Here is a 13,645-nt window from a genome sequence, read left to right as displayed (position 1 = left end):
CAGTGACCTAGCAATTAATTATACACCGTGTTAGGTGTTGGCTTTTGTTCTAATGAAACTTATGACTGTTTATGCTTATTGAATAAAATACACCTTTTTAATTTTATTGTTTTCGATATGATAAATTGCAACAGCTTCAATTATTTTATCTCCAAATTGAACGCGCTCTTTATCTATAACAATATTACCTTGAACAATTCGGGCAACTAATTCACAATGTAGATTAGGCGTGTTTTTGAACATAAGTGAATAGCTTTTCCTCATAGCTTCTTTTCCTTTGAATTGTAATTTGTTGGGGTAGTTGTAGACTTCAATATTCTCGTCATAAGGCTCTAAAAATGCCTCAATATTTCTAAAGTTATAAGCATTTAATTGTCGTTGTGCTAGATCTGCAGGTGAGTCTTTCAATAATTCATTTGGCTTAAATACAACACCTTTATTAATAACAGTATTAATTTCCGAAAGGTTTTCTATATTTTCAATTGGATTGGCATCTAGTAGGATGAGATTAGCTTTTTTACCGATTCCAACTGTTCCAAATTCATTTTCTTTATTAAATATTTTTGCACCATTTATTGTTGATGCTTGAACAATTTGCCAATTATTCATGCCACTTTTATGCATTGCTCGTAGTTCCGCTAAATATGATGAAGCATGTAAAGTACCAATATTACCTGCATCTGTACCTGTTGTAATTAAAACTCCAGCATCTGACAAAATTTTGAGATTAGCCATCATCGTCGACTTCTTTTTGTTAAAACGTGTCATTCCCGCTTTTGAGTTTGAACTATTTTTATAATTATTGATAAGTAAAGTGTCAGGCAGATGTTTTAAATCTAATAAAGTACCCAATTGATAAGGATCCGCTTTTTGCAATTCATGATTGCTCATTTCTATATTTTGACCGAATGTATTCTGATAGCCATCATATACAATTAATGTTGGGCAAATAATGGTTTTGTTTTTTTTCATTAATTGTACAAAGTCATCCTTTAAAATTTCATCATCTACACTATGGACTAAAAAATCGCAGCCATTTTCGACTGCCAATTGAGCCGTAATTCTTTGTGATGCATGTACAGCAACTTTTAAATTATTTTTGTGGGCTTCATCTATAATGGCTTTTACTATGGGCAGGTTTTTTCGAGCACTTTCTTCAATACTTAAGCCGTCTGCTCCTGCGATGTACCAGATTTTGATAAAATCGGGATTATATTGCAATTGTTTCTTTACACCGTCAATACCATCTTCAATGGTTTTTGTTAAGGTGAAAGGTTCATCTTCTCCTAAATTTTTATAGACTTCGGGTTCAAAGGTGGTCAATAATGGACCAGTTATAAAAATTGTAGGTGAAAAAGATTTATCTGTAAAATCTTTACGCTGTTTAAGGAATTGATAATTAGCACCCACATCAATCACTGTAGTAATTCCGTTTTGAAGATATCTTCTTAATTTATTCTCCATATCGATTTTTGCTAACGCAATTTCTTGGTCATAATCCCTGTCTTTTCGTAAATCAATAGCATCTGGACGAGTATATAAGCCTCCATTTTGGAAGAAATGTATATGTGCATCGACTAAACCAGGGACAAGATATTTTTCTGTTCCATCAATTATAGTTGCATTTTCAGGAATCTTTATTTTGTTACTTTTTTGAATGTTCGAAATAAAATCGTTAGTAATTACAACAGTTTGATTAGGTACTAATTTTTGTTTTTCTACATCCGCTACTGTTACATTGGTGATATAGGTTTGTGCAAAAAGAGAAAAGGAAGAAATTAGAAATGCGAATGCTAAAAAATATTTATTTTTCATTTTCATTTTTATTTTATTTTATTAGTCTTGTTGTTTTAATATTTGATTCGTTTATGCAGCTTGCACCTAACAATTAAATATACTTATTGATGATATCCATATTATAACGGCCATCAAACAAAGTTATAATTTTGAAGTTTAAAAATAAAGAAGTTATTATGATGACTTATAAACAGTTATAAACAATAACCGGTTATTTAGAGCAGCTATTACCATTAAAAAATATGCTGATACTAGAAATTAGTGATTTATGATTTGTATTGTAGATGTCAAATCATCTAAAAAGTTGCGTCAAAAGTGAGTGGTTTCTACCTTTAATCGTAAAAATTAAGGTTCAATCGGTAATAGGCTACTCCATAAACATAATAAGCATACTTTTCTGACGACCAAAAAAACCAATGAAGATTATTATTACAATTTTTGCTTTAGCATTTATAAATCTAAGTTCTGCACAAGTTATATCTGATGATGACAAATTACATTTTGCTGCTGGTGCATTAATTTCTGGCACAACATACGCTATAGTATACTCAAAAACAAAAAATAAAAAGAAAGCATTTTGGTATAGCCTAGGTGCATCTGCCTTAGTTGGACTCGCTAAAGAAGTGTATGATGGCTATATTATTAGCGGACGTTTTGATACTGGCGAGTTAGCTGCTACGACAACAGGTGGCCTTTTTGTTAGTACTAGCTTTAGTATATTTACTGGTAAGCGAAAAAAGAAACAAAAAATTGCTTTTAATTACTAACTAATTTTTTAATTATTTCTTCTGTAGGTAATATAGCTTTGGTATGCTCTATACTTGGACCTGCAACCCAAACAGTTTTGTAAGTTGCTTTTTTAGCTGCTTTTTCGGTTGCTTTCATCCCAATAGAAAAACGAACCATTTTTACCCATTTTTTAAGGCTTTTATTTTTGTTCAGTAGGTTTTCTATCCAAGTAGCTTTAGTTCCTATTTTCTGAACATAAGGTGTGTTAATTACAGTACACGGTGTACCAGATATACGCTCTGTCATTATTATATCTTCTGCACCGTAATCTACGCAAGCTTGTTTATAGTCGTCTGTAACACCTGCTTCAATAGAAGCTATAAACGGACTACCAACAGAAACACCTTCTGCACCGTAACTTAGCATTTTATCAATATCTGCTTTACAACCTACACCACCTGCTGAGATTACCGGAATAGATAATTCTGTACTTAATAAGTTGGTTAATTCTTCTGGTGATAAATTTCCTCTGTGCCCACCAGCTTCGCTATTTACTGCTATAGCAGCGTCTGCTCCAAGTAGTTCTACTTTTTTAGCAAACTTTAAATCGGTAACATCACAAAATACTTTGACACCAACAGCGTGGGCTTGCCTTATCGTTTCTTCTGGACTTCCTAAAGAGGTTATAATAAAATCACAACCTTCTTGGCAAATTACTTCGAGTTGTCCTTTATATTTAATATTAGATTTATTTACAATTAAGTTAAACCCATAAGAACCACCTTCAACCTTATTAGCCTTTAATTGTTTGATAGCGTCTCTTAGTTCGTCGAGTGTTCTGTAATTTAATGCAGGAATACAACCAGCAATACCACCTTTCATAGCTTCTGTTACCATGGCAACGTTAGATACCAAGAACATTGGTGCTTGTATGATTGGGTGTTTTATATGAAGGAGTTGAGTTAATTTGGTTTGCATGGCTTAAAATTATTTGTTCAAATATACTGAATTTATTATGCGTGCATAATAGTTGTTATTCTAAAAAACGATAATAACCACACTTTAAATAAGCACCTTCTGAAAAGCTAATAGGATGATCACTATCATGTTTTGTTTTTAGCATAGTCTCATATAATCGCGATTGAGAATTAAGTGCTTGCACATTTAAATCGAAAAATGCTTGTGCCAAAACTCTAGAAGAACACGATGCTAAAACTAATAAGCCTTTTTTAGCCGTAAGCTTAGCACCTAAATCTGCTAATTGTGCGTATTTCTTTTTTGCAAGTTCTATCTCGGATTGTTGTTTTGCAAAACTTGGAGGATCGATAACTACAACATCATAGGTTTTTCCTTTTTCTATTAGGCTTTTCATTTCTTTAAAAGCATCACCAGAAATGGTTTTATGTTTGCCATAATAGTCATTTAACTTCCCGTTTTCTCTAGCCAAATCTAAGGCTTGCTTACTTATATCTAAACTCGTCACTTCATCTGCGCCTTTAGCTAAAGCATGTACCGAGAATCCACCAGCATAAGAAAACACATCTAAAACGGTTTTACCTTCACTTAATTCTCCTACACGTCTTCTATTGTCTCTATGGTCTAAAAAATAGCCTGTTTTATGACCTTTAATAACATTTGCAGAAAACTTAACTCCATGTTCTATAAACCCTACAACCTCATCTTCTAGAATACCATAGACCACTTCTCCATCTCTTAACTTATGGTTACTGCTGTTTTGTAAGCCTCTACTAAGTCTTATAACAATAGTTTTTGCTTTTGAAACTTCTTTTAAGCTATTTAAAATGGGTTCTAAATACGGCAACCAAATCTCTGAATACAATTTAACCACCAAAACTGAATTATATACATCTGCAATAAGCCCAGGAAAACCATCATTTTCACCAAATAATAAGCGATAACTATCAGTATTAGTCTGTAATAATTCTTTACGAATCGTAAAAGCATATTGAATCTTTTTAAGGAAAAACTCAGTATTAATTGCTGCTTTAGTTTCTGCATTATGAATAATCTTTATTCGTATAGGGGAATCTGCATCATATAATCCCAATCCTATGACTTTATTCTTATTCTTACTAAATACTATCGCTAAATCACCTGTTGTAGCATCCTTATTAATTTTAACAATACTATTAGAAAATATCCATGGATGTCCTTTTACAACAAATTGCTCTCCTTTAGCATTAAGTTTTACAGCTAATCGTTTTGGTGAATAATTAGTCTTTATATTTTTAGAAAAATGCATGTATTTATTCTTTGTAGGCAAAAATATGAGTAATAAATATACTTTATCTATCTATATTAACCTTTTGTAGATTTACACACCATAAATCTTACAAAAAGCGTAAATCATCGTAATAAATGATAAAATTGATTCTCAAAGTATATCTTTGATTTGTTAACCCTTAATTAACGACAGCGTATGCTGTTTTTTGAAGTAGTAATAGCGCCCTTATGAAAAATGTTTTAATCAGTGGAGCATCAGGTCATTCAAAAATGATAATTGATATTCTCCACAAAACGAAAACCTATAACATCATAGGTTTTATTGACTCTTTTAAAGAAGACGGCAGAAACATCTCTGGTTATGACATTATTGGAAGTATTGATGACTTAAAACGGATCAAGGAAGAACATAATATTTACGGAATTATTATTGGAGTTGGTGACAACTTTACCCGTAAAGAAATGAAAGAACGAATTGATAATCTTTCATTAGTTTTAAAATTTCCTTCAGTAATTCATCCAAGTGCTGTTATAGCTGAAGATGTTACAATATCTGAGGGCTCTGTAATTATGGCTTCTGTAGTAGTAAATGCGAATGCTAAGATTGGTGAATTTTGTATTTTAAACACCGCAACTTCCTTAGGTCATGATTCTGTAATGGCTGATTTTTCAAGTTTAGCATCTGGCGCTACAATAGGCGGTAATGTTAAAATTGGTTTTTGCTCTGCGATTTGCTTAAAAGCATCTGTAATTCAAAACATAACTATAGGGAATTATACCGTTATTGGAGCTGCATCATTGGTTTTAAAATCTATTGGAAATTTAAAGCAAGCCTTTGGTGTTCCTATTAATACTATAAAAGATAGAGAACCTAATTCTAAATATTTAGGCTAAAAAAATATTATGATTCTAAATAGATTAAGACATAAGTTCTTTTGGATTTTAGACAGTGCTAAAGGTGGAAAAGTAAAAAATAAGTTAGAGGAGATTCAGCTTTGTATCGAAAATTCGAATTCAGACAAAGCTATACAAATAAGGTCCACCAACCTTGAACGTCTACTTAAACATGCTGTAAAAACAACACCTTTTTACAGTGCTTTAAAAACCGTAAATACAGTTTCTGATTTTCCTGTTATTAGAAAAACGACAATTCAGAACGATTTTGAAAGTTTTGAGTCTAGTGAATTCAAGGATAAAGATAATTTCAGAGTCTCTACTAGTGGCTCTACTGGTGTTCCATTTTTTCTGTTTCAAAATCAAGAAAAGAGAAATAGAAATCACGCGGATGTAATTTACTTTTTTAATCAGTCGGGTTTTAATGTTGGTAATAGACTATATGAACTTGAAGTATGGCGAGGGCATAACCAAAAGGGGAAACTAAAATCGTTTATTCAGAATGCGGTTCAGTTTGATATTTCTAGGTTAACAGATGAGCGTATTAAGACTTTTTTAGATTTGCTAAAATCAGACAAACAGTCTAAAAAAACAATGCTTGGTTTTGCGTCTTCTTATGAGATGATTGCGCAGTATTTAGAGAGAAAAAATATTATACTAAAAGACTTAGGTATTACTTCTGCTATTGCAAATTCAGAATATCTTAATCCCTATACTAAATCTAAATTAGGAAAACATCTCAATACAACAGTACTCTCTCGATATTCGAGCGAAGAAATAGGGATTATAGCTCAACAAACCATAAACTCACCAAATAATTTTGTGATTAATCACGCAAGTTATCATGTTGAATTATTGAATTTAGAAAACGATACTCCTGTAAAACCAGGTGAATTTGGTAGAATTGTAGTTACTGATTTATTTAACTATGCAATGCCTATTATAAGATACGACACAGGTGATATTGCTAAATTAGGATTAAGTGACAACGGATCAATGGCATTAGAACAAATAGAAGGTCGTAAAATGGATCTTATATATGACTCTGAAGGCAACATAATTTCATCTTTTGTTATTTATACTAAATTTTATAAGTACTACAAACTACTTAAACAGTACCAATTCCTTCAACAAGGTGAAAAAGACTATGAGATAAAATTAAACCTTCAAGATGATGTGTTTGAGTTTGAAAACGATTTGATAACTGATGTTAAATCGGATTTTGGTACAGATGCTAACGTCACAATCTCATATGTTGATGAAATCCCGGCATTAGCCTCTGGTAAGCGTAAAAAAGTTATTAATAATTTTAAGAAAGATTAATACGGTTTTAAGCCCATATCCAAAATTTCATCAGCAAACTTTCCGAATAATGGTCCACTAGCCATTTGAAGGTCAATCCCTTGTTTATAGGTATTATATTCTATTAAAACTGGCATATTACTTTTATTAATAGCAATATCCCAAGAAATTATTTTGAAATACGGTACTTTAAAATGCATCGATTTCGTCATCTCTTGCACCTTATCATAATTAGGTATCTTACAATCCTTTAATATAATGCCTGTGGAGGTTTTAGTAAATTGAGTTCCCTTTGGGTTAAAACCTTTATCTTTTAATTGTCCATCTTCTAATACTCCGCAGAAAATACCACCAGTAGAGAAGTTATCTGTAGAATTGCCTGGCTTACCTATTCTTAAGACAGAAGCTAATATATGAACGCCTTCTTTATTTAAATAAGACACCACACGAAGTGTATTTACACTCGATGGGTTAAGTGAATTCAATAGATCACTTTGTTCTAAAAATTCTTGAACTATAAAATCCTTATGATATAATTTAAACAGCTCTAATAAACTAAGATTCTTATATGAGGTCATAGAATCCTTAACCGTAAAAGCATTAACCATTCGTCCTTGTCCAGATCCTACAGTAGGTTTAATTATAAAGTGATTACTATTTGAGTTACAAGCTTTAATTGCATCAGTTACATCAACAATTTGATTATTAACGTAATAAAACCCATTAATATTCTGCACCACATGTATTGGCTGTTTAAAATCCTTAAATATATTATAGAGCATATTTTTATCTAACAACGCTGGATATTGTCTTTGTTGATTTAATCTAGGACTAATTATTGATTTAAAAATATCAAAAGGAACATAATCCTTGTGGAACTCGCCATTCATTGCTTTGTAATACCTATGCCAATAGGTGTTACTCAATTTATACCCTTTCGTTTTATAATAAGACTTGGCCTGCTTTACTTCTTCAGTAGTTAATTTTGGTAAATTTCTTTTACGAATAAGAGATTTCATATACTGCCTAGAGCTTCTTTTAAGATAGACCTCGTCAATTCGTTTTTGAAAAAAAATTATACGCTTAGTTAATAATTTCTTTAAGTATTGATACATATATAAAGTGTTGTGTTTAAAATTATAGCAATCTTTTAAAAATCTTAGTAGGATTCTAATCCTTTTGCAAGGATTTCGTCTGCAAATTTTCCAAAAAGTGGTCCAGTAAACATTTGCATATTCAGATTTTGATAAAACGTATTATATTCTATTAAAATGGGCATATCATTAATATCAATACCTATATCCCATGAAATTATCTTAAATAAAGGCACTATAGGATGCATCTCTTTTACCATTTTAATAACACCAGAATAATTAGGGATTTGGTAATCATTTAATGCGACTCCGGATGGTGTTTCCGTCAAAGCAACTTTTCCACCTCCTACTCTGTTAGTATAACCTTTGGGATGAAGAAAACCATCATCTCTAATAGCACATGCAATGCCTCCAATAGAAATATTATCTGTATCACTTCCTGGCTTACCAATTCTTAAGTAAGTTTTTAGTATGCATACTCCTCCATCCTTGTTTAAGTAAGACACCACTCTAATTGTATTTAAAGTTGAAGCATTTAAAGCACTCAGTTTAGCACTTTGCTCTACAACTTGCTGAACAATAAAATCATTTTTATATAATTTGAAGACATCAATTAATTTTAAATTATCAATAGAGGTTTCTCCATTTTCCATGGTAAACTTTTTTACCATTTTTCCTTTGCCAGAATCTACTGTTGGTTTTATTATAAAGGCACTTTGAGTTTCATTGCACGTTTCAATAGCTAAAGCTTCAGTTTCTAGTTTATCATTGATATAATAGAATCCATTAATATTCTTTATTAGAGTTTTAGGTTGATTAAATTCCTTAAATAAGTTAGACGTTAAATTCTTATCTAATAATGCTGGCCAATAAATTCTTCTGTTTAAGTTAGGCTCTATCAAAGGTCTAAAGATATCTAATGGAATATAGTCCTTGTGAAATTCGCCAGTCGCAGATTTAAAAAACCGATGCCAATAGGTGTTCTTCAATTTATAACCTCTGGACTTAAAAAAAGACTTCGCTTCCTTTACTTCATGAGGTTTCAACTTAGGTATTTTACTATTTCTAATAACGTGTTTTATTTCTCTTCTCGCATTCATGGTCAAATTAAATGCTACCAAACGTTTTTGAGAATTTAAAACGGAAGTCGTCAATAATCGCTTTATCTTGTGATACATAGACATCAATTCTAATTAATAGTAATTCTATTTTAATACATCGTTTATTATACATTTTTTAAGAAGGACCAAAAACTTATAAAAACTCTTAATTATGCTTCTAAACCAAGCGCTAAAATTTCATCTGTATAGTCTCGAAGAAGCGGACCATTAAACATCTGTAAATCAACATTTTGATAAAAAGTGTTGTACTCAACTAAAATCGGCGTATTATTTATATCTATACCTATGTCCCATGAAATTATCTTAAATAATGGCACCAAGACATGCATCTCTTTAACCATTTCATTGACAGCAGAATAATTAGGGATTTGATAACCTTCTAATACTATTCCTGTAGGTGTTTTTAATAAAATTCCCTTTCCGTTCCCTTGTCCTTTTTTAGTATACCCATTTTTTTGAAGTAATCCATCTTCATCAACTCCGCAGGCAATACCACCAATCGAAACATTATCTGTATCACAACCTGGTTTCCCTATTCTCATATATGTATTCAAAATACATACAACCCCTTCCTTATTTAGATAAGATACAACTCTCAGCGTGTTTAATGTTGAAGGATTTAATGCACTTAATTGAGTGCTTTGCTCCACAACCTTTTGAATAATAAAATCTTTCTTATAGAGCTTGAATAAATCGATCACTTTTAAATTATCAATAGATGTTTTACCATTATCTATTGTAAATTTTTTAACCATTCTCCCTCTACCAGATTCTACAGTTGGTTTTATAATAAATGCAGTTTTTTGTTGATTGCACTTCTCTGCAGCAAATGCTCCACTTACAATTTTATCATCACTATAATAGAATCCATTAATATTACTTATTACGGTTTTAGGTTGATTAAATTCTTTAAATAAATTTGACGTTAGATTTTTATCTAACAACGCTGGCCAATAAATTTTTCTGTTTAATTTGGGTTCAATCAAAGGTCTAAATATATCTAACGGAATATAATCCTTATGAAATTCCCCATTCATATATTTATAGAACCGATGCCAATACGTGTTATTTAATTTGTAACCTTTTGATTTAAAAAAAGCTTTAGCTTCCTTTATTTCGTGAGGTTTTAATTTAGGTATGTCACTATTTTTAAAAACTTGCTTTATCTCTTTACGAGCATTCATAGTTAAATTAAATGCTACCAAACGTTTTTGAAAATTTACTACATAACCTGTAAATAAACCTTTAAGAAAATGATATATCGACATTAGTGTTTTTTTTTATTAAATAAATTATCAATTTTTTCAAGAACTTACTCACCTAAGCTCTAATTAAACTGACTTAAGGTATCGTATAAATTTAATTATGGATGTTTACAATAATTTCTGAAACTATATTTCATTTACAGAGACAGAACTGTGAGGTATGATTGCTTTTGTTAGAATCATTCCTAAATTATAAAAATTAATTATTATTTTAATGTTAGAGTAATGTGACTCCCGAATTTATGCTAATTATCTTAATAATAAGTAATTATTTCGACGAAGTGTAAATCAATCGCTTTGTCTAGTGTTAGACAACTTTCCTATTCTTAATATTTCATCTGTAAATTCACCAAACATTGGACCATTAGTTATTTGATGTAATTCTAAAGATTGATTGTAAACGTTGTATTCTATAAAAATAGGGTCATCTTTTATGTCAATACCAATATCCCAGGAGATAATTCTGAAATAGGGCACTTTAATATGTAATGCTTTTACTACCTTTTTAACAGATTGATAATTGGGAACACTGCATGCACTAAAAGATATGCCAGAAGGACTCGCTTGTATTTTTTTACCTTTAGTATATGCTACATCTTTAAAGTCACCATTCTCTTTTATGCCGCATATAATACCCTCTAGAGAATAATTATCAGTACTAGAATTTGGATTGCCAATCCTAGAAACTGTCGATAGTATATGAACACTACCATCTTGTCTTAAATAACTGGCAACCCTAAGTGTATTTAGAGACGAAGGGTTTAGCGCTTTCATTGTTTCGCTTTGGCTCACCACCTCTTGAACAATAAAATCCTTCTTATAAACCACAAAAAGTTTTTGTAATCTAATTTGTTCTTCTTTCTTATTTTTAGTGTTTAGAGTAACCTTCTGAACTAATTTACCTTTACCGCTTTCAACTGTTGGTTTTATGATAAAAGAATCCTTATGTTTTAAACAAGCCATTATCGCATTATACTCATCTACAATCTCATTATTAACATAATAGAAACCGTTTATATTGTGTACTATTACCTTAGGTTGGTTAAACTCACTAAATAAATTATAAGTTAAGTTCTTATCTATTAGTGCTGGCCAATGTGTCATTTGATTTAACTTTGGATCTATAAGGGGTCTATAAATATCTTCAGGTATGTAATTCGCATAAAACTCGCCACTTACAGCTTTGAGATGCATATGCCAATGCACATTATTTAATTTATAACCACGTGTCTTAAAAAATGAGTGTGCCAATCTTTCTTCTTCTTGGGTTAGCCTTGGTGTGTTTCTAGACGCTATAATTAGTTTAATCTTTCTCTTAGCGTTTAATTTAGTATTAAACTGAATAAGTTTTTGCTTGCCTTCTAATATGCGTTTAGTTAATAACATTTTAAAAAAGTGGTACATCAATTTTTATATTTTTTTAAAGTAAAGTTCATAGTACATTTTCTAAAAAGGATTACACTAAGGTACAAGGCTACAATTTTAGCATTTGACTTTTTCTGCATTCTTATCGCAGATTTATTAAAATACTCACTTATTGAATGATGGTATAAAACGCCTTCTTTTTCTAATAACTCGAAACGTTGATATTTTAAATATGGAACAATATTTTTACCTCTATATTTTTCAAAACATAAGTGCTATGAGCATAAATATCTTTATAACCTAAATTAAAATAGCGCTTCCTAATATAAAAAGGTTTTTTCTTTACAAATGAATAAGCAACGATATTATTATTTTGCTTTAAACCTACACAGATTTCACCATTTTTTAAATCGTTAAGTAAATCTTTATGTTCAATCCCAATAATTGTAGATTTAATAAGATTAATTTCTGAATCACCGAAAACAGAAGTTTTTAAATCTAGTTATTCTCCTTTAATAGTTTGCGGTTTAGACAACTCTTTTGTGCCTGTGAACCAATAATAAGGCATAATATCAATACCAATTTTTGCAAGATTATTACGTACACCTGTAAAAACAATCCATGCCTAGTTAATGTATAAATCCATTTAAATCTGCTGATAACACCTTTCTTATAACCTTCCATACATATTAAGTATATATTAACCAGAACAGTTTATATCACTTTAGTCACATAAAAAAGTAGTACTATTTCTTGTGCCACTGAGAGACAAACGTTTAGTGACTTTTTAAAGTAAAATTCATAGTCCACTTTTTAAATAACACCAAACTCAAATATAATTTTACAGGCTTAGAATTAAGCTTTTTCTTAAACTTTATAGTCGATTTATTAAAGTACTCACTAACACTAAAATAACTAGTTACACCTTCTTTTTCTAACAACTTATAACTGTGGTATCTTAAATATGGTGCCATGCTTTTTCCTCTATAAGCTTCAAAAGTATACATACTATGCAAATAGCTCTCCGAAGGTTTTAAATTAAACTGACGCTTTCTAAATATAAAAGGCTTTTGCTTTATAAACATATATGCCGCAATAGTTCCTTTATTTTTTAGACCTACACAGATTTCACCATTCTTAAGGTTAGTTAATAAATCTTTTTCACCAATACCTATAATGGTGCTTTTTACATAATTAATTTCTTCTTCTCCAAAAATTGAGATTTTAAAATCCTTATCCTCTCCTCTTATTTCTGGTGGCTTAATTGTACTTGTAGCTTCTTCTACCCAATAATAGGGCATAAAATCTAACCCAACTTTAGCTAAATTATTACGTACGCCGTGAAGAAAAAGACCATGCTTTATAATATTAGAAATCCATTTGATACGATACGATAATCCTTTTTTGTCTCCTTCCATATCTATAAATTAATTATAAATACGTCCGTAACGACCATAACCTGGTTCCATTTGCATTTGAGCACGGAATTCTGTTGGTGTCATTACGTCTCTATTATTAGCTTTAGCTATAACATGTATACGTTCAATTAGCTCTTTATTAGTAGCAAGTCTAGTGCGCTCTGCATCGTACCAAATATTATCTTCTAAACCAACACGTACACCTTTACCTATAGCTATTGCCATAGAATTCATCATTAATTGACCATGTCCTATACCAGCAATACTCACTAGAGCATCTTCTTGAATATCATTTAACATTACACCTGTATGTAATAAATTAGTCTGAGCACATGCTATGTTTCCAAATAAAAGGTTGTAATATAAAGGGGGTCTGATAAAATCTTTTTTAACTAAAAATTTACCAAAATTTATCA

Annotated in this window: 12 protein-coding genes; 3 read left to right on the top strand and 9 right to left on the bottom strand. The window is 30.7% G+C overall.

From position 1 onward, the window contains the following. Positions 1–75 precede the first annotated feature (75 nt). Positions 76–1,815 carry an amidohydrolase family protein gene (locus tag B2U95_RS11565; RefSeq protein ID WP_296316628.1) on the bottom strand — a complete coding sequence of 580 codons (1,740 nt, stop codon included), beginning with the start codon at positions 1,813–1,815 and terminating at the stop codon, positions 76–78. 398 nt (positions 1,816–2,213) lie between these two features. On the opposite strand from B2U95_RS11565, the gene B2U95_RS11560 reads away from it, so the two are divergent. Then, positions 2,214–2,564 (top strand): hypothetical protein, encoded by a 351-nt coding sequence (locus B2U95_RS11560; RefSeq protein WP_296316626.1) that lies wholly within the window; start codon positions 2,214–2,216, stop codon positions 2,562–2,564. Here the strand turns inward: B2U95_RS11560 and B2U95_RS11555 are convergent. Further along, complete coding sequence (locus tag B2U95_RS11555) at positions 2,554–3,504, bottom strand: NAD(P)H-dependent flavin oxidoreductase (protein WP_296316624.1); 951 nt, start codon at positions 3,502–3,504, stop codon at positions 2,554–2,556. The genes B2U95_RS11560 and B2U95_RS11555 overlap by 11 nt on opposite strands. A 55-nt stretch (positions 3,505–3,559) precedes the next feature. Next, complete coding sequence (locus B2U95_RS11550; protein ID WP_296316623.1) at positions 3,560–4,789, bottom strand: class I SAM-dependent rRNA methyltransferase; 1,230 nt, start codon at positions 4,787–4,789, stop codon at positions 3,560–3,562. Between the two features lie 209 nt (positions 4,790–4,998). On the opposite strand from B2U95_RS11550, the gene B2U95_RS11545 reads away from it, so the two are divergent. Then, positions 4,999–5,664 (top strand): acetyltransferase, encoded by a 666-nt coding sequence (locus tag B2U95_RS11545; RefSeq protein WP_296316620.1) that lies wholly within the window; start codon positions 4,999–5,001, stop codon positions 5,662–5,664. Between the two features lie 9 nt (positions 5,665–5,673). Continuing rightward, positions 5,674–6,987, top strand: coding sequence for a CoF synthetase (locus B2U95_RS11540; protein ID WP_296316618.1), 1,314 nt, complete (start codon positions 5,674–5,676; stop codon positions 6,985–6,987). On the opposite strand, the gene B2U95_RS11535 is transcribed toward B2U95_RS11540, so the two are convergent. The 6 genes from B2U95_RS11535 to B2U95_RS11510 form a co-directional block, all read right to left on the bottom strand. Next, a complete protein-coding gene (locus tag B2U95_RS11535; protein WP_296316616.1) occupies positions 6,984–7,985 on the bottom strand; it encodes a sugar-transfer associated ATP-grasp domain-containing protein in 1,002 nt (333 codons plus the stop codon). The genes B2U95_RS11540 and B2U95_RS11535 overlap by 4 nt on opposite strands. A gap of 140 nt (positions 7,986–8,125) precedes the next feature. Then, entirely contained in the window at positions 8,126–9,238 is a 1,113-nt protein-coding gene (locus B2U95_RS11530) for a sugar-transfer associated ATP-grasp domain-containing protein (protein ID WP_296316614.1), read from the bottom strand. Between the two features lie 92 nt (positions 9,239–9,330). Further along, complete coding sequence (locus B2U95_RS11525) at positions 9,331–10,449, bottom strand: sugar-transfer associated ATP-grasp domain-containing protein (protein WP_296316610.1); 1,119 nt, start codon at positions 10,447–10,449, stop codon at positions 9,331–9,333. 285 nt (positions 10,450–10,734) lie between these two features. Continuing rightward, positions 10,735–11,850 (bottom strand): sugar-transfer associated ATP-grasp domain-containing protein, encoded by a 1,116-nt coding sequence (locus B2U95_RS11520; RefSeq protein ID WP_296316607.1) that lies wholly within the window; start codon positions 11,848–11,850, stop codon positions 10,735–10,737. A gap of 737 nt (positions 11,851–12,587) precedes the next feature. Next, the gene (locus B2U95_RS11515) at positions 12,588–13,229 is read right to left on the bottom strand and encodes a GNAT family N-acetyltransferase (RefSeq protein WP_296316604.1); all 642 of its coding nucleotides are present in this window, start codon (positions 13,227–13,229) and stop codon (positions 12,588–12,590) included. A 9-nt stretch (positions 13,230–13,238) separates the two neighbouring features. Continuing rightward, positions 13,239–13,645, bottom strand: a 407-nt coding sequence (locus B2U95_RS11510) for a 3-keto-5-aminohexanoate cleavage protein (RefSeq protein ID WP_296316601.1), incomplete at its 5' end; no start/stop codon positions are given.

It is taken from the genome of Winogradskyella sp. UBA3174 (genome assembly GCF_002364335.1).
Classification (GTDB): Bacteria; Bacteroidota; Bacteroidia; order Flavobacteriales; family Flavobacteriaceae; genus Winogradskyella.
The sequence above is the reverse complement of the archived record's forward strand: the minus strand, read 5'-3'. Positions and strand labels throughout refer to the sequence as shown.